This window comes from Hallella multisaccharivorax DSM 17128 (assembly GCF_000218235.1).
Taxonomy (GTDB): domain Bacteria; phylum Bacteroidota; class Bacteroidia; order Bacteroidales; family Bacteroidaceae; genus Prevotella; species Prevotella multisaccharivorax.
The window spans coordinates 2109907-2128147 of sequence record NZ_GL945017.1 but is presented as its reverse complement, the minus strand read 5'-3'; the positions used below and the strand labels follow the sequence as shown (position 1 = coordinate 2128147).

The 18241-nt window shown below is 46.6% G+C and carries 19 protein-coding genes and 4 tRNA genes; all 23 read right to left on the bottom strand.

Going from position 1 to position 18241, the window contains the following annotated elements:
• Positions 1 to 6 precede the first annotated feature (6 nt).
• Positions 7 to 894, bottom strand: coding sequence for a nucleoside phosphorylase (locus PREMU_RS09170; RefSeq protein WP_007574747.1), 888 nt, complete (start codon positions 892 to 894; stop codon positions 7 to 9).
• On the bottom strand, positions 891 to 2018 hold the full coding sequence (locus tag PREMU_RS09165; RefSeq protein WP_007574745.1) for a hypothetical protein: 1128 nt from the start codon (positions 2016 to 2018) through the stop codon (positions 891 to 893). The genes PREMU_RS09170 and PREMU_RS09165 overlap by 4 nt, the downstream gene beginning before the upstream one ends.
• A gap of 19 nt (positions 2019 to 2037) precedes the next feature.
• Positions 2038 to 4395 carry a bifunctional dihydroorotate dehydrogenase B NAD binding subunit/NADPH-dependent glutamate synthase gene (locus PREMU_RS09160; protein ID WP_007574743.1) on the bottom strand — a complete coding sequence of 786 codons (2358 nt, stop codon included), beginning with the start codon at positions 4393 to 4395 and terminating at the stop codon, positions 2038 to 2040.
• A 61-nt stretch (positions 4396 to 4456) separates the two neighbouring features.
• On the bottom strand, positions 4457 to 5014 hold the full coding sequence (yfcE, locus tag PREMU_RS09155; protein ID WP_007574740.1) for a phosphodiesterase: 558 nt from the start codon (positions 5012 to 5014) through the stop codon (positions 4457 to 4459).
• Between the two features lie 7 nt (positions 5015 to 5021).
• Positions 5022 to 5645 carry a sigma-70 family RNA polymerase sigma factor gene (locus tag PREMU_RS09150; RefSeq protein ID WP_007574738.1) on the bottom strand — a complete coding sequence of 208 codons (624 nt, stop codon included), beginning with the start codon at positions 5643 to 5645 and terminating at the stop codon, positions 5022 to 5024.
• Positions 5646 to 5664: 19 nt separating this feature from the next.
• Positions 5665 to 5859 carry a hypothetical protein gene (locus PREMU_RS09145; protein WP_007574737.1) on the bottom strand — a complete coding sequence of 65 codons (195 nt, stop codon included), beginning with the start codon at positions 5857 to 5859 and terminating at the stop codon, positions 5665 to 5667.
• A gap of 1 nt (position 5860) precedes the next feature.
• On the bottom strand, positions 5861 to 7228 hold the full coding sequence (gene hisS, locus PREMU_RS09140) for a histidine--tRNA ligase (RefSeq protein ID WP_007574735.1): 1368 nt from the start codon (positions 7226 to 7228) through the stop codon (positions 5861 to 5863).
• 189 nt (positions 7229 to 7417) lie between these two features.
• A complete protein-coding gene (locus PREMU_RS09135) occupies positions 7418 to 8692 on the bottom strand; it encodes an adenylosuccinate synthase (protein ID WP_007574733.1) in 1275 nt (424 codons plus the stop codon).
• Between the two features lie 52 nt (positions 8693 to 8744).
• Positions 8745 to 9419 (bottom strand): YggS family pyridoxal phosphate-dependent enzyme, encoded by a 675-nt coding sequence (locus tag PREMU_RS09130; protein ID WP_007574731.1) that lies wholly within the window; start codon positions 9417 to 9419, stop codon positions 8745 to 8747.
• Positions 9420 to 9421: 2 nt separating this feature from the next.
• The gene (locus PREMU_RS09125) at positions 9422 to 9916 is read right to left on the bottom strand and encodes a DUF4494 domain-containing protein (RefSeq protein ID WP_007574729.1); all 495 of its coding nucleotides are present in this window, start codon (positions 9914 to 9916) and stop codon (positions 9422 to 9424) included.
• Positions 9917 to 9992: 76 nt separating this feature from the next.
• The gene (locus PREMU_RS09120; protein WP_007574727.1) at positions 9993 to 11138 is read right to left on the bottom strand and encodes a replication initiation protein; all 1146 of its coding nucleotides are present in this window, start codon (positions 11136 to 11138) and stop codon (positions 9993 to 9995) included.
• A 228-nt stretch (positions 11139 to 11366) separates the two neighbouring features.
• Positions 11367 to 12212, bottom strand: a complete 846-nt coding sequence (locus tag PREMU_RS09115; protein ID WP_156803990.1) for a gliding motility protein GldB-related protein — start codon at positions 12210 to 12212, stop codon at positions 11367 to 11369.
• A gap of 172 nt (positions 12213 to 12384) precedes the next feature.
• On the bottom strand, positions 12385 to 12969 hold the full coding sequence (locus PREMU_RS09110) for a 4'-phosphopantetheinyl transferase family protein (protein ID WP_007574723.1): 585 nt from the start codon (positions 12967 to 12969) through the stop codon (positions 12385 to 12387).
• The gene (gene gldE / locus PREMU_RS09105) at positions 12941 to 14254 is read right to left on the bottom strand and encodes a gliding motility-associated protein GldE (protein WP_007574722.1); all 1314 of its coding nucleotides are present in this window, start codon (positions 14252 to 14254) and stop codon (positions 12941 to 12943) included. The genes PREMU_RS09110 and gldE overlap by 29 nt, the downstream gene beginning before the upstream one ends.
• 52 nt (positions 14255 to 14306) lie before the next feature.
• Positions 14307 to 14651 carry a single-stranded DNA-binding protein gene (locus tag PREMU_RS09100; RefSeq protein WP_007574719.1) on the bottom strand — a complete coding sequence of 115 codons (345 nt, stop codon included), beginning with the start codon at positions 14649 to 14651 and terminating at the stop codon, positions 14307 to 14309.
• 18 nt (positions 14652 to 14669) lie between these two features.
• Positions 14670 to 15227 carry a hypothetical protein gene (locus PREMU_RS09095; protein WP_007574717.1) on the bottom strand — a complete coding sequence of 186 codons (558 nt, stop codon included), beginning with the start codon at positions 15225 to 15227 and terminating at the stop codon, positions 14670 to 14672.
• A gap of 35 nt (positions 15228 to 15262) precedes the next feature.
• A tRNA-Gly gene (locus PREMU_RS09090) sits at positions 15263 to 15335 on the bottom strand.
• Between the two features lie 21 nt (positions 15336 to 15356).
• A tRNA-Leu gene (locus tag PREMU_RS09085) sits at positions 15357 to 15440 on the bottom strand.
• Positions 15441 to 15464: 24 nt separating this feature from the next.
• A tRNA-Leu gene (locus PREMU_RS09080) sits at positions 15465 to 15546 on the bottom strand.
• Positions 15547 to 15586: 40 nt separating this feature from the next.
• Positions 15587 to 15659 (bottom strand) — tRNA-Gly (locus tag PREMU_RS09075).
• A 273-nt stretch (positions 15660 to 15932) separates the two neighbouring features.
• The gene (locus tag PREMU_RS09070; protein ID WP_244863899.1) at positions 15933 to 16847 is read right to left on the bottom strand and encodes a transposase; all 915 of its coding nucleotides are present in this window, start codon (positions 16845 to 16847) and stop codon (positions 15933 to 15935) included.
• Between the two features lie 100 nt (positions 16848 to 16947).
• Positions 16948 to 17400: an ISAon1 family transposase N-terminal region protein gene (locus PREMU_RS09065; protein ID WP_007574714.1), complete on the bottom strand. Its 453-nt coding sequence runs from the start codon at positions 17398 to 17400 to the stop codon at positions 16948 to 16950.
• Positions 17397 to 17804: an Abi family protein gene (locus tag PREMU_RS15885; RefSeq protein ID WP_007574712.1), complete on the bottom strand. Its 408-nt coding sequence runs from the start codon at positions 17802 to 17804 to the stop codon at positions 17397 to 17399. Before PREMU_RS15885 ends, PREMU_RS09065 begins: the two co-directional genes overlap by 4 nt.
• Positions 17805 to 18241 lie beyond the last annotated feature (437 nt).

The window sequence follows — 18241 nt, the reverse complement described above, 5'->3', positions numbered from 1 at the left end:
AATTGATCAGATCCTTTCAAGTACAAGGGTGACAAGTTCATCAATATCTCCCTTATAGTCAGTATCCATCTTCTTTGCTCGGCGGTTGGCAATAACCATACAGCAGGTCATTGCGTGATGCCCCATCAGTGTAGCCAGTCCGGCAAGAGCTGACGACTCCATCTCAAAGTTATCGACATGCAATCCATTATATTCAAAGCTCTCTATCTTTTCGTTGAGATCCGGATCCATGAGCGGCAGACGTAGTTTCCTTCCCTGAGGTCCAAAGAAACCTCCACATGCGATGGTTATACCACGAACCATGTCATCGCCTGCAATTTGGTCAATCAAGTTGTTGTCAGCACAGGCCACATAGGGGTTTCCCATCTTGAGATTCCATCCGACATGCTTTTTGAAGGCTGCTTCAAGCTGAAGGTCGGATGCCTTATCCCTGCCTGCGTAGAAATTGAGCAAGCCATCAAATCCAATGCTCCTCAGGCTGGCGATGAAAGTTCCCGTAGGAGTATTGGGCTGTAGCCCTCCGCAGGTGCCAATGCGTACAAGAGTAAGGGAGTGGTGTGCAGTTTTCTCTGTTCTTGTTTTGAAGTCAATATTTGCCAGAGCGTCAAGCTCATTCATGACGATATCAATATTATCGCAACCTATTCCTGTACTGAGGGCAGTGATCCGTTTTCCATGATAGTGTCCGGTGATAGTGTGGAACTCACGATTGTTGACCTCGCATTCTTGCTTGTCGAAGTGGGAGGCTACAAGGCTTACTCGATCAGGATCTCCCACGAGTATAACCTTGTCCGCCAGTTGTTCAGGTTTGAGATGCAAATGGAAAATGGAACCATCACCGTTGATGACTAGTTCCGATTCGGGGTAGAATGTGTTGTTTGTTAATGTGTTCATTGTTGTTCTGTCTTTCGTATTAGTCTTTCAGTTTCCCGTATTTCTTTTTGATACTGCTCTAATAGTTTTTCCGACTTGAGAATATCTATAGCAAGGTTCTTGTTTCCGTTATGATAATCCTTACGCATGGAATCAAGTTTTGAGGCTTCTGTTGTTCTCATCTGGTGCAGTTCTGTGAGTTGTTGATAAAGCTGTCGACTCTTTTCCTTCTTGAATTGTGTGATTGAAGTGATAATGGTATGGTCGTCTACGATAAATGCCATTGAGCTTGCATTTGATGAACTCTTCCTATTTCTTTTTAGAAGACTTGTCAATCTTTTCATGGCGGCATCACGATTTCCAAAACGCCAGGTCGCCTTCAAATCCAATAGTCGTGCATAAGGCATTAACTTTTCATCGTCAAGATCATCGCCATTGAAGTTCTGTCTTGTTTCAGTGGGAACAAAAGTATAGATGCAGACTTTGTCTTTAGGCTGGCGGCGGTCGGTGACAAGCCATCCAAGGGAATCAAGGTCATCAATGGCAAGCAGGTAATCATTAGCTGTGGAGTTGAACGGCAAACCAACGTTTTGAGGTTTATACCAGGAAGCCTTGTCAGAGTCAAATGTACTCATGAAAATATCTCTTCCTCCTATGCTCTCACTGCCTTCAGCGGAAAAGAAGAGTGTTATGCCATCGGAAGAAAGAAATGGGTAATTCTGTCTCCAGTATTGCTGATGATTAAAGTCTGTGAGTTGCGTGCCCTTGCTCCATTCGTTTCCTAACTTTGTCTGAGCAAACAGCTCTGAATGAGTAGAATCGCCTTTGGCACTGATCTTTTGTAATCCCAATTCGTTCTCATAAGCTCCCATCTGGTTTAGGAAGTCTGCTTGCGGGTTTGATATCGAGATTGTTCCGGCTTCTTTACCCAATGGTACATGTTTGAGAAAGTCGTTTTTATCCACGACTATACTGTCAATAAACATTACCTTGGCAGTAGCTGGCAGCATGCTTTTAAACAGCTTGATTCCAGCAGTTGGCATGTTTTCCTGTACTTTAGATTTGGCTGGCACAGTTTTCTTCTTCTGTGCAGTCAATGGTAAGGTAAGCGTTATGGACAGTAAAAGAAATAAAATCTTTCTCATGATAAAATGGTTACTTCTATTATTTTGTCAGGAGTTGTTCTGCCATATTGGCTGCTGCACGTCTGCCATCGCCCATAGCAAGAATTACAGTGGCTCCACCACGAACGATATCCCCTCCTGCATAAATGTTCTGTCGTGAGGACTGCATGTCGTCACCCACGACAATCGTATTCTTTCTGCCCAATTCCAATCCGGGGATTGATTTGGGGACAAGAGGATTGGGGGATACTCCAACTGCTACAATCACTTGGTCACAATCGACATTCAAGGTCTCTCCTGTAGGAATAGGTCTGCGTCTCCCAGAATTGTCGGGTTCACCAAGTTTCATGACATCAAGTACGGCTGCACATACACGTCCTTGCTCATCAGCGATATACTCTTTGGGGTTATGAAGTGTGAGGAAGTGAATTCTTTCCTCTTTAGCATGTTTTACTTCTTCGAGGCGTGCAGGCATCTCCACTTCTGAGCGCCGGTAGACGAGTGTAACATCAGCACCAAGTCGTTTAGCAGTACGACATGAGTCCATGGCTGTATTCCCTCCACCCACTACAATAACTTTCTTGCCAATGTTGATAGGAGTATCGGTATCAGGATTGGCAGCATCCATAAGGTTGACACGGGTAAGATACTCGTTGGAAGACATCACGTTGATAAGATTTTCTCCGGGGATGCCCATGAAGTTTGGCAATCCGGCTCCCGAGCCAACAAAGAATCCCTTGAAACCATTATTTTCAAGTTCGTCTATTGTAATGGTTTTGCCGACAATGGTATCGGTTTGGAAATGCACGCCCTCACGTCTGAGAGTATCAATCTCGGAGTCAACGATTTTGTTGGGCAGTCTAAATTCGGGAATGCCATATTTCAAAACGCCGCCAATTTCGTGTAGAGCTTCAAAGACATAGACTTCAAATCCTCTCTTTACCATATCACCTGCGAAACTCAATCCTGCGGGCCCACTACCAATTACTGCCACTTTGATTCCATTTCCAGGAGCCATGACCGGCAGTTTTCCGTTGCCATGCTCACGTTCATAGTCAGCGGCAAAGCGTTCGAGATAGCCAATAGCCACAGCGGGCTCATTCATCTTGACATGAACACACTTACTCTCACACTGCTTTTCTTGCGGACAGACACGACCGCACACAGCAGGTAGTGCTGAAGTCTGTCTGAGCACGGTGGCTGCACCAAGGAAATTGCCACGCTCAATGTTCTTGATGAAATCGGGAATCTTGATATGGACAGGGCACCCTTCTACACAAGAAGGTTTTCCGCAGTCAAGGCAGCGTTGTGCTTCTTGTTGTGCCATTTCGGCAGTCAGCCCTTTATTTACCTCTTCCAAACGTGTGGTAGCTCTATAGGACGGATCAAGCTCAGGCATCTTGACCCGTGGGATAGCCATGCGCTCCTTTGGTTTCTTTGTCTTCCGGAGACTTTCACGCCAGGCGGCAGTACGGTCGGTGAGCTCATCATTACTGTCAGCCTCGGACGAGGAGGTCTCACATTCGACTTGATAGGCCTGCACAGCGTTATCAGGAACAACACCAATTTCAGGTTCTCCACTATCATGCCAGTGCTGCATTTCTTCATGCTCGACCCCTTTGAATGTATTCATTCGGTTCAGCATCTCGTTCCAGTCCACTTCATCTCCGTTGAATTCAGGACCATCTATACAGACAAAACGTGTCTTGCCCCCAATAGTAAGACGGCATGCGCCGCACATCCCTGTACCGTCAACCATAATGGTATTGAGAGACACATCATTAGGGATATTATAGCTCTTAGCCAGCAAGGATGTGAACTTCATCATCATAGGAGGACCGATAGCTAACACTTTATCGACATGCTCGCGCTTAATGACCTTTTCGACACCAACAGTCACAACGCCTTTCTCTCCATATGAGCCGTCATCGGTCATGATGATGACTTCGTCGCTGTTCGCCCTGACATCATCTTCAAGGATGATAAGATTCTTTGTCCTACCTGCGAGAACAGAAACCACTTTGTTACCTGCATTATGCAGTGCAGTGAGAATCGGGAGGATGGCAGCTATTCCTATACCGCCTCCTGCACACACTACAGTGCCGTATTTCTCTATCCTTGAGGGTGTGCCCAGTGGTCCGACGATGTCCTGTACATAAGCCCCTTCGGGTAGTTGGCACAATTTGGTGGACGAGAGGCCGACCTCTTGTACGACAAGCGATAGTGTACCTTTAATGGGATCGCTCTTGGCAATCGTATAGGGCACACGCTCAGAGAGGTTGTCTACCCGAATAATGATAAAGTTGCCCGGTTTGCAGCTCCGCGCAATCAGCGGTGCCTCTACTTCGAGGTAATAAACCTTTTCCGAGAATTGGGCTTTTTTCAGGATCTTATTCATAATGCTTTCTTGGTTTTGTTAGTTCCTTTCATAATCGGGCAGCGAGGACGTTGGCAGGAGGTTATATTTTCGTTTCTGCAAGGATTGTGTTGTTAAGGTCTCGAATAGTGATGACGCCATTGTCCATGATGCCGAATGTAGGTACCCGCCCTCCTTTGGGGAATGTAATGGATCCTATGTTGCAGCATATGAGTTCACTGTTGTCAAGGCTATTTGTTAATTTTGATAATTCCCACAGATGGGAGTGGCCATAGATTATCGCATCAAAACGACCGTGCGGCAGCGTCTGTTTGTTGTAAACGTGACCATGGGTAAGCAGAACAACACGGCCTTCGTCAACGAGGATAGAGTATGTACTTGTAATAGGAAACTGGAGCAACATCTGATCCACTTCTGAGTCACAGTTACCACGTACCGCTACAATTCTGTCCGCCAGTACATTCAGTTCATTAGCTACCCCACGGGCATCAAGTCCCTCCGGCAGTCCATTTCGAGGGCCATAGTTGAGAATGTCACCCAGGAGTAGGAGCATGTCGCACTTCTCTTTATGGTAAATGTCGAGGGCAATTTTCAGGCGGGAAAGTGAGCCATGGATGTCAGAAAGAAGGAAATACTTCATGTTGTGTTCAGTTTTTCAAATAGTCTTTTAGCCTTGCGTTATGGGTAGCCTTCAGGATCTGCCTGACAGCATGGTCACGTATTTGTCTGACGCGTTCTCGTTTGATTCCCATCTCCTGGGCAATCTCTGCCATGGTTCTTACTTCCATACCGATGCCGTAGAAACGCCGTATGACATGCTGGTCTCTTGGTTGCAAGTTTTTCACGATAATAGTTAGCTCCTTGCCTAAGATGTTGTTTTGTAGTACCTTTTCTGGGTCATCGGCGTTCTTGTCGGGTATGACTCTGGCCAGGCTCAGCTCTGTGCTGCCACCTACGGGCGCATCTATCGACAAGGCGCGTGAGCGTTTCTTCTCTATAATGGGGTTGCTTACATCTCTCGGCACCCTGTACAGTCCAGACTGCTGTTCGATGGCTTTCCCGATAGCATTACGGATAAAGGGTGCAGCATAAGATACAAAGCTCTTACCCTGAGCAGGGTCAAAAGCGCGTGCGGCTGCCAACATCCCTATGTTCCCCTCACTGATGAGGTCGTCCATGTCGAGACCGCGGTGCTTGTAGTGTGAAGCTATGCTGACGACAAAACCTTGGTTGGAACTGATGAGCTGATCAATAGTCTTCCGGTCTTTCATAGTTAAATATAGCTAATCATTATAGCCCTGACTCAAGGAGCATATCGGCAACTTCTTCTGGTGTATTGAAGTCCATGCCATCCATGAGTTCCTGATCACTGAACTCATTGGCAAGACTTTGGGCTTCCTGCTCTGTCAGCCGATTATTGCCGTTGGAATCCTGCGCCTTGAGTAGGATTTCGAGAATTTTGTTGCGATATTGGTCTATATTCATATCATCCAAGTATCTTCTTAATGAGCTCGCCGACAGTGACCAGTTGTTGTTCTCCTGTTGACATATTCTTGAGCGTTACCTTCCCCTGTTCTATTTCGTTATCACCTGCGAGAGCCACGTAGGCGATGCCTTTCGCATTGGCATAGCTCATCTGTTTTTTCATTTTTGCCTTGTCAGGGTAGACCTCAGTACGTATTCCGGCCCTGCGTGCTTCTGTTGCCATAGGCAAGCAGTAAGCTGTCTCTTTCTCACCAAAGTTGATGAAAAGCAGTTGTGTTGCTGTCGTTGCTTCCTTCGGATAGAGATCCAAGGCATTGAGCACGTCATAGATCCGGTCGGCACCAAAGCTGATACCAACGCCGGAGAGGCCTGGCATACCAAAGATTCCTGTCAGGTTATCATAGCGTCCGCCGCCCGTAATGCTACCCATGGGCGTGTCGAGGGCTTTTACCTCGAAGATAGCACCGGTGTAATAGTTGAGTCCTCGTGCTAATGTCAGGTTCAAATCTACCTCATTCTTGAGTTTTGAGTTTTTCAAAGTGTCAAGGATAAAACGAGTTTCCTCCACGCCTTTCAGTCCAATCTCAGAGCTCTTAAGGAAGTCGGCTACCACGGTGAGTTTTTCATCGTTAGAGCCCTGCAGCTTGATGATAGGCTGCAGTTTCGCGATAGCTTCTTCTGGAAGGCCGTCATTGTGTAGTTCCTCATTCACGTTGTCAATGCCGATCTTCTCAAGCTTGTCAATGGCAACCGTGATATCTACGATCTTGTCGGCTTCACCGATAACCTCTGCTATACCGGCAAGGATCTTTCGATTGTTGATCATAATGTCTACGCGGATGCCGAACTTTGTAAAGACTGTATCGACAATCTGCATCAGCTCTACTTCGTTGAGTAGAGAGTCGCTGCCCACTACATCGGCGTCGCATTGATAGAACTCGCGGTAGCGACCTTTTTGCGGACGGTCAGCGCGCCACACGGGCTGGATCTGGTAACGTTTGAAGGGTAGTTGAAGTTCTTCACGGTGCATGACTACATAGCGGGCAAAAGGCACAGTAAGATCGTAGCGCAGGCCTTTCTCACAGAGCTGGGTCTGCAGCTTCAGTACGTCGCGCTCTCTAAGCTCCTCGTCGTTGATGCCTTTCAGGTAGTCGCCAGAGTTGAGAACCTTGAAAAGGAGCTTGTCGCCTTCATCGCCATACTTGCCCAACAGCGTGTGGAGAGTCTCCATTGCAGGGGTCTCTATCTGCTGGAAACCATAAAGCGCATAGACACTCTTGATGGTATTGAAAATATAGTTTCTCTTTGCCATCTCCTCAGGTCCGAAATCGCGGGTGCCTTTGGGAATGGACGGCTTGTTTGAACTCATTATTCTTTCGATTAAAAGTCATTATAACTGCTTTTGGTGTTGTTTGGACTTGGTGTAGGGATGACAGCTCTGGTCTTACTGCATCTCTTAATTCACCCGCAGCATAAGGTTGCCCTCCGGAGTGCAGACGGGTACAGTATCTGCCTCTCTATCAATATCCGGTATACAGAAAACACAAATTATGCATTGCTATAGTTCAATGGTTTGTTCCCGATCAGGGCCAATGGAGATGATGCCTATCTTGGTTTCCAACTCCTGCTCCAGGAATGTGATGTAGTCCTTGAACTCCTGTGGAAATTGGTCTGGCGACGAGAACCGAGTCATATCCGTCTTCCAGCCTTTGATCTCTTTGTAGACGGGCTTCACATCGTCAATCTCATACGGGAAGTCACGTGTCTCTGTGCCGTCGGGCAAGCGATAAGCCACGCACGCTTTAATGGTGTCAAAGCCATCGAGCACATCGCTCTTCATCATGATGAGTTCTGTCACGCCATTGATCATGATGCTATAACGAAGTTGTACAAGGTCGATCCATCCACACCGGCGCTCTCGTCCTGTTACGGCGCCGTATTCATGACCGAGGTCACGGATCGTTTTCCCTGTCTCGTCGAATAGCTCGGTAGGGAATGGTCCTGCTCCTACGCGGGTACAGTAAGCCTTCATGATGCCATACACGTTGCCGATTTTATTGGGACCGACACCAAGGCCCGTGCAGGCGCCTGCACAGATGGTGTTGCTGGATGTGACGAAGGGATAGCTTCCGAAATCGACGTCGAGCATTGTCCCCTGGGCCCCCTCACAGAGAATGGTCTTCCCCGCACGGAGCAGTTTGTTGATCTCTATCTCGCTGTCCACAATGTGGAATCGACGCAGATACTCTATGCCTTCCATCCATTTCTTCTCTGTTGCCTCAAAGCCCTCGAAGTCTGTCCATCCCAGAGCCTTGAGCATCTGTAAGTGACGTTGCTTGTGTGCTTTGTATTTATCATTGAAGTTTTCAAGGATGTCGCCGACACGCAATCCGTTACGGCTCACTTTGTCGGTATAGGTGGGGCCAATGCCTTTGCCTGTTGTTCCCACTTTATTCTTGCCTTTGGCAGCTTCGAGCGCACGGTCGAGAATACGGTGGGTGGGCATGATGAGATGTGCCTTCTTTGAAATGTGCAGGCGTGAATGCAGCTCATGCCCGCTCTTTTCAAGGTCTTTGGCTTCGTCCATGAAAAGATCGGGAGCCAGCACGACGCCATTGCCGATGAGATTGACCTTGCCTCCCTGGAAGATTCCGGACGGGATGCTGCGGAGCACATATTTCTGTCCCTCAAACTCCAGTGTGTGACCGGCGTTGGGACCGCCTTGGAAGCGTGCCACCACGTCATACCTCGGAGTGAGGACGTCAACGACTTTTCCTTTGCCTTCATCGCCCCACTGCAGACCCAGCAGAACATCTATTTTACCGTTGCTCATTATAATATACGATTATATGATAATAATTGACAATAATAAAGAAATTATTGTGTTAATACACTCTTGGACCGAAGATAGCGGTACCGACCCTGATCATGGTGGAATGACATTGCATGGCTATCTTGTAGTCGTGGCTCATACCCCATGAGCGCTCCTTGAACCAAGGGGCATCGCTGAAGAAATCGTGCTTCACCTCATTGAAGAAGTCCCATGCGGTGTTCATTTCCTTGCGTATCTGCGCCTCGTCGGGTACATTGCTGGCCATCATCATCAGGCCGCAGATGCGGACATGGTGCATACTGCGCCATTCGCCCTCTCTCAGCAAGTCTCGGCAAGCATCAAGTGTCAGACCGTATTTGGTTTCTTCTTCGGCAATGTGCAATTCCAGCAAGATATCGATGATACGGTTGTTCTTAACTGCCTGCTTGTCGATTTCCCGTATGAGCTTCATGGAGTCTACAGCCTCAATCATGGAGATATAGGGTGCAATATACTTCACTTTGTTGGTTTGCAGATGCCCGATGAAATGCCATTCAATATCCTTGGGCAGTTGCCCCACTTTCTCCTTGAGTTCTTGCTCATGACTTTCGCCGAAGATGCGCTGGCCGACTGCGTAAGCGGCCTCCACGTATTCCTTGGGATGGAATTTGCTGATAGCCACAAGTCTCACGCCATCGGGGAGATTTTGCAGTATGTTTTTTATGTTACCGGCAACATCAATATCCATTATTATGCCTCCTTCTGTACGTTAGCTTCCAGTTGTTTGTGTTTTTCCGGATCGGCGTCATGCTCGAAGACATCCATGATCTGTGTCTCGGCAACGCTGGAGATTTCATAGTCGATCATGGTTCCGCCCATGACCTCGGTAATATTTTTCACGGCCCCCGGTAGGGTTGCTGCCTGCACCAGATAGGTGACGGCCGTGTGCTTTTCCTTCTGTGTTTTCTCGTCGATAGTGATGAACATCAATTTGGCCTTGTACCATTTGTCGTCCTTGTCCATGTCGGAGAAGAATATCTCATGAAAGGCGGCTGGCTTGATATCGGTGATTTTATAGTCGCCGGAGATGTACACCTTCATCTCTTCAAGTATGGCGCCTTCGGCCTCAGTAAAGCTCAGTGCGTCGACCACATAGTGCTCGGTGGCATTCTTTTGGGTGCCGTCTTCTTGCGTTTTGGCGTAGCGTATTTTAGTTTCAAACCATTCCGATGTCCTTGATCTCATTTCTATTATAGAATAAAGTTATAATGATATATTTTTTATCAGAAGCCAGAAATTAAAGCACAAGGCTTAAGTCTTCTCAGCTTTTTTTCACGATGCTCACACCTCTGAACAGGTTGTCGAGTGCCGCAAACGTATAGGCTGCTCGGTCGTGCACGGTCAGATCGTGCCCCATGCGTTTTCGCAAGTCCATGAGTTTATTCACGGCGTCGGTATAGTTGTCGGGGGTAATGCGCAGGCTCATGCGGTCGGCCGTGCTTGCGTCGAAGCCAAAGTATCGGGTGAGCATGTCGGCAAACTGGCGCCGTTGCAGGTCGGAGATGTGCTCCAGGCTTGCAATAGCATTCTTCGGACGATAAATGTGGAAGATGAGGTCATCGGGCTCACCGCCTCGCTGACCGTGCTCATAGCGTTTATCGTAGTCGAAGTAGCAATCGCAAAAACCGTTCTCGGCCAGTTCTTGAAGCTCTGTCTTGGCGGGGTCGAGCACGCGGCGGCAGAAGTCGCTGAACTTGCTGTACATGTTCTCCAGACGTAGCATCTTGCGGAACTCCAGGGTCTTCACAACCCAGGTGCCTTTATCGACCCAACTCTTGATGAACATATAGACGCGCTGGGAATAACGGTTGTGGCAGGAGAAGACAATTTGTTTTCCCAGGGTTGAATAGCCAAGCCGAAGGGAGAGTAGTCTCTCTGCGACCTGTCGATCAATCTTCAGAAGCGTGTATTTCTCATAGATGGATTGCTCTTCCGGAATGTAGACATCACAGAGATTGGTTACTTTGAGATAGCTGCGCCCGTCAGAAGTCTTATAAGGTATCTCTACGGGGACGGAGGCGAGAAGCTTAAGGCTGTCCCTGAGCTGCGGATAGTGGTTGGGATCCACGCCTAAGGTCTTGAAATAGAGTTTGATTTCTAATCGCCCGTCTGGGTCCAACTCGGTAGGGAAAATGGTGGGTTCCAACGTCTTTCTGTCAAGCATCTCGCGCAGTTTCTGCTGCATTTTCTCCACGACGCACACCAGAATTCGGATCTGCATGAGTGAGTAGTCGTGCCGCATCATGGTCACGGCAATAGGTTGCAGCAGCCAAGTCTCGTTCTCAAGGGGAATGAGATCAGTGGGAATATTGCGCTTTACATCGCGTTTTTTCCCTTTGCCATATTCGCGCCGTCCGCTCTTCTTTCTTGTGGATGATGCTTTTTTGGTTGCTGTCGATACTGTCATGATGTGGTTCTTCGCCTTCTTCTATGAGTTTTCTGCAAAGTTACGAAAAAGGTTTGAAACGTGCAAGAATTTATGATCCATTACGATTGCAGTAATAGATATAAAAAGTGAAATTGCGTCAACGCCGTAAAGGCAATGCGTCAACGCCGTAAAGACAATGCGTCAACGCCGTAAAGGCAATGCGTCAACGCTGTAAAGGCAATGCGTCAACGCTGTAAAGGCAATGCGTCAGCTATGGAGGCGATTCTTATTCTTTAGCTTCGATATAGCGTCTGAGAATCTGCTATAGTTGTCTGATTCAAGAAGTTGCTTGATGGTAAAGCTCGGATTCTTTTTCATATAGCTATTAATGATCCTGACATAGTCGGTGTCGAATACGTTGGATCTGACGGCTTGGTTGGCCACCCACATCACCATTCCCATGTGAAGGTCCTTTTCCAACTGAGCTCTTGAATCGAAGTTTTTCAGTGGATAGAGGCTTAACAGATAGAAGCTGATACAATCTGGGACGATGTAGCCACGGCTCATGGACTCAAGTTGCTCATTGCTGTATCCGAAGCGCTTATAAAGCGGGTATTTGGATCCCATGTATTTATCAAGCGAGATACCAATCATGCGGTCTCCTACAACGACGCTCTGGTCGAAGGCTCCAATCTGAGTGTAGATGCGGGGCAGGGGCAACTCCGGAACCCAGTCGCGTAAGGTGGAGAAAGCTTTACGGAGATTTTGATTGATGTCGTCCATATTGGCATACTCCAACTCCACGTCACTGACGAGCGTCTGCAGCGTAGAGTCTTGATAGAAACGAAGAAAGCGGTCGCTGATGTCGTGGTCGCTGACATCGCCGATACGTAGCATTTTTTCTACAAGTGTACGGGTCTCTATGGGATATTCGGTATTCATTTGTTGCAGAGCGGAGAAGTCTCCGGTGATGACATAACGGCTTTCCAACCGGTCATAGCGCTCTACCTTTAGGGTAGAGGGGTCATCATCTTCATCGTTTGTCCTTAGTTTAAACTCACATGACGAACAGAGAATACAGAGCAATAATATGTAGAATAATTTATGTAGCAATCTTTATAGCTTTAATCTTGTCCCAATAATACCTATTATAACCCCTGCAAAAGTAAGCATTTTCACGGAAAGCACCAAGTAATAAGCTAAAAAAATGCAAAAAAATTCACATTGATTGTTTTATAATAGCATTTTGTATTAAGAATCTGTAAAAAAGCACTTGGAGCACCGTTCATCTTAGATAGGCCAGGACGAAGTATTGGTTTATCTCATAGGAGACGTATACGGTCTCGTGTTGTCGGAGATTCTCCATCACGAGGACTCCAGAAGGGCTTTGGCAATAGGGTAGGGCACGCATTTCGTTGAAACGCAGGTCTAAATCGCTGTAATATTTGTAAACGGCTTCCTTTGCGCACCAGTTGACCAGACGTTCGCCAAGCGTAGACTGTTGTTCGTCGGGACGGAGAAACCGTGAGGTGATCCGGTCGACTCGGTCGGAAATGTACTCGATGTCAATCCCTACAGAGTGGTCTTCAGACAGCATCATCGCTGCCCAACCTTTTGTGTGCGTGATGCTGACATGATAGCCATTGACAAGCGGAGCGCCATTCGGTCGGTGATTGATAACGAGCCCTTGCTGGCCGGTAAGTTTTTGAAGCAGCAAATACTCTGTAAGTATCTCTTGAAGACGATGCGGAGAGCCATACTTGCCGTAATCAATTTGTGTGGGGCGCGGCAGCGACTCCAACGACTCAGTCATCTGCCAAATGGCTATGCCTGTCTGTCTGTCAGGCTTTTGGATCCGGAACAGTGGCATTGTCAGATGTCTGATTCTTGATGATCACTTTCACGCGGCTGATGCGGCGTTCTTCCACGGCCATCACTTCAAAAGTGTACTGTTTGTAGCTGATGCGTTCGTGGAGGTCTAAGAAATCGCCTTTCAACTCAAGGAGAAGTCCGGCAAGGGAGTCCGCATCGCCGACAACGCCATTGAACTCATCATCGTCAATGCCCAGTATCCTGCAAAAATCGCTCAGCAGCGTCTTTCCTTCAAAAAGGTAGGTATTGCTATTGATCCGGCTGTATTGCTTGTCTTCGTCATCATATTCGTCGTTGATCTCGCCTACAATCTCTTCTAAGATGTCTTCAAGCGTGACAAGGCCACTGGTGCCTCCAAACTCATCGACCACAATGGCGATATGAATCTTGTTCTCCTGAAACTCGCGCAAGAGATCATCAATCTTCTTGGTCTCAGGCACGAAGTATGGTGGGCGGATCAAGCTTTGCCAACGGAAGTTGTCATGCTTGCCCAAGTAAGGAAGTAAGTCTTTGATGTATAGTATTCCGCGGATATTGTCCTCATTGTTTTGGTAGACCGGAATACGACTGTAGTTATTAGCTACAATGAAATTCAGGACTTCCGGATAAGTGGAGTGGATATCAATATCTCCCATATCTTGTCTGGGAGTCATAATTTCTTTTGCCGTTTCGTCGCCAAAGCGAATGATGCCTTTGAGCATATTTTGCTCGTCTTTGATATCTTCTTTGTCGGTCAGCTCAAGTGCTTGCTCGAGGTCGTCGACACTGAGCTGGCGATTTTCCTTGGGTATTGCTTTCTTGGCAATCACTCCGCTTTTGATGAGTACGGTCTCCAACGGCCAAAACAACTTACGGAGGAGGAGAATGCCATTGACAGCTCTTCGACAAAACTTTAATGGAGCAGATCTGCTATAGATTTTTGGCATGATCTCGCCAAAAAGAAGAAGAAGAAACGTAAGCAGGACTGTTATCACCACAAACTCCAGCCACTTCACCTTAAAGCTCACAAGAGAGCCGAAGATGTAGTTGCAGAGCATGATGATCATGACGTTGACAAGGTTGTTGGTGATAAGGATGGTGGCCAGGGTCCGCTCGGAGTCGTCGCGAAGACGTTCTATGCCTGCGTCATTTGGATTGTTTTCGGCGTCAAGATCGTTAAGATCTTGAGGGGAAAGGCTGAAGAACGCAATTTCTGAACCACTGGCGAAGCCAGAAAGCAACAGGAGAACAATCGTCAGGATGATGGCAAAGACTACTCCTGATGTCAATGGATGAAACGTCATCACATCGTTGAGGTGACTAAAAGCAAATATGTCCAATGTCGAAATCTAAATCTTAGACGGATTGATTTTGTCTTGGTGAGAGAAGCTCCATATTATCAACGTAAATTTCCGTGATGAAATGCTTCTTCCCTAATTTGTCTTCGTAGTTGTTATAGTGGAGACGTCCTTCAACGTAGAGCTTGTCACCTTTATGGACATATTGCTCCACGATTTTCGCTAACTGCCGATAGAATATGAGGTTATGCCATTCTGTCCGGTCCGGTATCTTGGTGCCGTCCTTCGTTGTATAGCCTCTCTCTGTTGTAGCCAGCGTGGCTTTAGCTATGGCTTGGTCGGAGTCATAATAATGTACATCGGGATCTTTGCCGACATTGCCAATCAGCATTACCTTGTTCATCTCTTATCCCTTTACAAATTACTCTTTAGCCTCTGCTTCTTTCCACATGCCAAGATATTTATAGTGGAATTTTTTACCCTTAGCCGAGGGGAATTGGCTTCTGCTGTCTACGCGTGTGCGTAGGTATTCAACAATCCGATTGTAGCAATCCAAGGCAGACAGTGCTTTGCAGCGCGCTACAAAGGTAGTATCACGGTATTCATGCTTTCCGGTAGAGGGTATAAGTACGACGCGCTTGAATTCTACTTCTCCTTCGTACCAGCCGTCTTTCCGTGTATTCAGGTGAGCCAGTGGGTTGTCGTTGTGCACGGTTGCAGAGCCTTGCGTGGCTTTCATAGCTTTCTTTTCCTTGAAATCACGCATGTTATCGGCCATTGTCTTGATGATAATAAAATAAACGTGTGCACGAACCTTATAGCGTTTGGGAAACATCACATTGCTTGATGCATATTCCTTTATATCCTCTTCCATATTGCGGGTAACAGTAATCTCACCCAAAGAACGCAGGAAGTCTAATGCCTCTTCTGCGCTGTGCACAAGAGTTTCATTGTCAAAATACCTAATATATAAATTCATGGAAAATAGGTTTCCTTATTAATGTAAAGAAAAAGAGCGGCAAACGGGACTCGGACCCGCGACCTCGACCTTGGCAAGGTCGCGCTCTACCAACTGAGCTATTGCCGCACATACTAAATATTAAACATGTGAAGAGGAGGAGACTCGAACTCCCACGACAAAATAGTCACTACCCCCTCAAAGTAGCGCGTCTACCAATTCCGCCACCCCTCCAAATGTTCGCATATACAAACTTTGTGCCCAGAACAGGACTCGAACCTGCACGTCGTGAAACACACGCACCTGAAACGTGCGCGTCTACCAATTCCGCCACCTGGGCTAAAGGATTTCCTCAAAAGAAGGAATTTGTTCAAAAAGTGAGCGGCAAACGGGACTCGGACCCGCGACCTCGACCTTGGCAAGGTCGCGCTCTACCAACTGAGCTATTGCCGCATCGTTCTCATTGAGAGAAGCATTCCCCTGAATGCGTGTGCAAAGGTACTGCTTTTTTCCCTATCAGCAAACTTTTCGGTCTTTTTTTTCAAAAAAAAACTTCGTTTTTCTTTTTCTACATTATTTATTAGATGAATTGTTATGATTGATGCAGATCTCTCACACCACCGTACGTGCCGTTCGGCATACGGTGGTTCCTCTTTTATGGTAACCATTTGGCATATTCATCAGACAGGCAAGTATACGGCGCATATGCAAAGTTCCGTGGAAGGGCTACCCAAAAATCTTGAATGCCCTATACATGAAAAAAGCAGTATCCTTGGTTCCGTTGCTTTGAGCTAAGAACCTTTTGATTCTTGAGTTTAATGATTCAGATAAGGCATTGGAAGATCTGTCTATAAAATAATTGAGTATATCCTCCTCCCTGGTCTTGATGAGATCTCTTGCTGACTTCATCTCCCGTGATGTACACTTTTTGACCTTGTCATACCACTCATATAATTTAATTCTTGCTGCCTCCCGATCCAGTTTTCTGTTCCTGAATATGCTGCGTATGAAGCTCAGCAGTTCGTAGTCCCTTGCAACCTCAGGGTACTTGTTCTTGATTACATTATATCTCTTCTTTTGATTCTCGTTCCATTTGTCGTCACTTTCCATAAGTTGAGCCCGACTTCTAATCATAACATCCAACAGAGTTTCACCATTGGACATCTTGGGCACCTTGAACTTTCTCGTCGGCTTCCTGCCACGCTTGTGCCCCTTATATCTCTTTGGATGGCCTTTTCTATACTTGGAACGCCGTTCGGATAATTTCTTCAATTTCTTTTTAAAGGCGGCTCTGAGCTTGTTCAGCTCCTTTATGGCTTCACGCTTGCAGCGCAGTCTTCTTTCCTCTACAGCGTCACATATCATCTTCATCACATGGAAGCAGTCAAGGGTTATCCTGGCCTGAGAGAAACACGTCTTGACGATGCCACGCATACTGTCAGAAAAATCCATTGTGACCTCTAACACATTGTCTCTCAGATCCTTGGATATTTTAAGCAGTATATCAGATACCGTTCTTATTTGTGTACTTACGCTATAAGCAATGATGGTTCCCGCATGACCATGCGCGTCCTTGTTGATGAGTATCGTATAGACATTGCACCCGATTTTTGTCTCATCTATGCCAAGGTGAATGCCCATGTTTTTAACGTTGAGAGCCCATTTTATGTACAGTTCCTTATGTTTGTCATCCGCGTAACCGCTCAGATGGTTCTTATAGATCCGCCCGAGATTGTCGCCGTTAACGTAGTACGTTCTCCCCAAGCTTCTCGCCGTGACTGGTGTCGAGTCCATGCGCTTCTTTTAAAAAAGCCGCAAACTCCGGTGAGTAGCGGGAACCGTCTTCTTTAATGCGATATGCGCTTATGATAATACTTTTGCCGTCCTTATCAAGCCATCTTCTGCGGCGTATATGGAGACGAACCTTTCTGTCGCGTATGGGAAAGTCCTCTATTGTTGTGTACTCGGTGTAGCCGTTCATCTGTAAGTCTTGTTGGGACTCGTCACGGTTGTCAAGCTCCTTCAGGTAAATGTCAAGTATGCTGGAATATTCTGCACCCTTAGCAATAGTTTCCCTTGAGGGGGAACTTTCTACCATTCTCTCTAACTCAAAATAATCAAGCATCCCTGCCGGCAAAAAGAAATCGGCAAAGAACTTGTATAGCTTTAACTCCTTATCTTCTGTATATGTCATGACGGTGCAAAGGTACTAAACTTTACCTTTTCATGTACAGGGTATTCAAGATTTTTTAGGTAGCCCTTCCACGGAACTTTGCATATGCGCCGAAAAGTTGTTCCTTCTTTATACTGATGGGTTTCTTTTGGAACTTTCAAGAAAGGGTACATATAAGCGGAAAGGCGATAGTACCCGATGCTCTCCAAATACCGTACCGCTTTGGCTTCATCGGAAATGACAAGTCCGCGACTTTCCAACAGAGCCACCAAGTCTGTCTCTGTCATATAATGTTTCGTGAAATGCGGTAATCTTTCCATTAGCGTATTTTGAGAGTGAATGTATATATACAAAAAAGTCCCACGCATTTGAGCATCGTTGAGAGGTTTGGTGGGAACTGACGCTGCAAAGATACGAATAATCATTGATAATACATTTTTTTTTAGCAAGAAAAATCACGCAAAAGTGGATTTCTTTGACATATTTATATTTAATAATGTTAAATCAGACCTTAAAATAATACTTTGCCAGCCAAACAAAGTGGTTTTCAAGGTAAAAGTGTTATCTTTGTATCGTCTATACCCATACCGGAAGCCCCGATGGGCAGAGGTCGGGCAGACATACATATGGTATAAGGCGTTTTTGTACGCTTTGGTTTTGACGTGTAGGAATCTGGCAGTTCACGACACAATTTGTCAAAAACAAAGCAATGCAGAACGCCTCATGAGGTGTATTATATACAGCTCTCATTGGCTTATCGTTTCGTCGGTTGTTGTCAAGAGAGTTTACTATATACTTACACTGGCGTGGGGCTTTCGGCGTTGCTCGTTTCGACAAATTGGGCGATGCCAGAGCCTCTACA

What these genes read in the sequence shown, in the direction of transcription:
- PREMU_RS09135 (WP_007574733.1), bottom strand. Translation starts at nt 8,692, where the DNA reads ATGAGCAACGGTAAAATAGATGTTCTGCTGGGTCTGCAGTGGGGCGAT.
- PREMU_RS09150 (WP_007574738.1), bottom strand. Translation starts at nt 5,645, where the DNA reads ATGAAAGACCGGAAGACTATTGATCAGCTCATCAGTTCCAACCAAGGT.
- PREMU_RS15885 (WP_007574712.1), bottom strand. Translation starts at nt 17,804, where the DNA reads ATGATTATTCGTATCTTTGCAGCGTCAGTTCCCACCAAACCTCTCAAC.
- PREMU_RS09145 (WP_007574737.1), bottom strand. Translation starts at nt 5,859, where the DNA reads ATGAATATAGACCAATATCGCAACAAAATTCTCGAAATCCTACTCAAG.
- PREMU_RS09165 (WP_007574745.1), bottom strand. Translation starts at nt 2,018, where the DNA reads ATGAGAAAGATTTTATTTCTTTTACTGTCCATAACGCTTACCTTACCA.
- PREMU_RS09070 (WP_244863899.1), bottom strand. Translation starts at nt 16,847, where the DNA reads ATGGGCATTCACCTTGGCATAGATGAGACAAAAATCGGGTGCAATGTC.
- PREMU_RS09130 (WP_007574731.1), bottom strand. Translation starts at nt 9,419, where the DNA reads ATGGATATTGATGTTGCCGGTAACATAAAAAACATACTGCAAAATCTC.
- PREMU_RS09095 (WP_007574717.1), bottom strand. Translation starts at nt 15,227, where the DNA reads ATGAATTTATATATTAGGTATTTTGACAATGAAACTCTTGTGCACAGC.
- PREMU_RS09125 (WP_007574729.1), bottom strand. Translation starts at nt 9,916, where the DNA reads ATGAGATCAAGGACATCGGAATGGTTTGAAACTAAAATACGCTACGCC.
- PREMU_RS09160 (WP_007574743.1), bottom strand. Translation starts at nt 4,395, where the DNA reads ATGAATAAGATCCTGAAAAAAGCCCAATTCTCGGAAAAGGTTTATTAC.
- PREMU_RS09120 (WP_007574727.1), bottom strand. Translation starts at nt 11,138, where the DNA reads ATGACAGTATCGACAGCAACCAAAAAAGCATCATCCACAAGAAAGAAG.
- hisS (WP_007574735.1), bottom strand. Translation starts at nt 7,228, where the DNA reads ATGAGTTCAAACAAGCCGTCCATTCCCAAAGGCACCCGCGATTTCGGA.
- PREMU_RS09100 (WP_007574719.1), bottom strand. Translation starts at nt 14,651, where the DNA reads ATGAACAAGGTAATGCTGATTGGCAATGTCGGCAAAGATCCCGATGTA.
- PREMU_RS09170 (WP_007574747.1), bottom strand. Translation starts at nt 894, where the DNA reads ATGAACACATTAACAAACAACACATTCTACCCCGAATCGGAACTAGTC.
- gldE (WP_007574722.1), bottom strand. Translation starts at nt 14,254, where the DNA reads ATGACGTTTCATCCATTGACATCAGGAGTAGTCTTTGCCATCATCCTG.
- PREMU_RS09065 (WP_007574714.1), bottom strand. Translation starts at nt 17,400, where the DNA reads ATGACATATACAGAAGATAAGGAGTTAAAGCTATACAAGTTCTTTGCC.
- yfcE (WP_007574740.1), bottom strand. Translation starts at nt 5,014, where the DNA reads ATGAAGTATTTCCTTCTTTCTGACATCCATGGCTCACTTTCCCGCCTG.
- PREMU_RS09110 (WP_007574723.1), bottom strand. Translation starts at nt 12,969, where the DNA reads ATGCCACTGTTCCGGATCCAAAAGCCTGACAGACAGACAGGCATAGCC.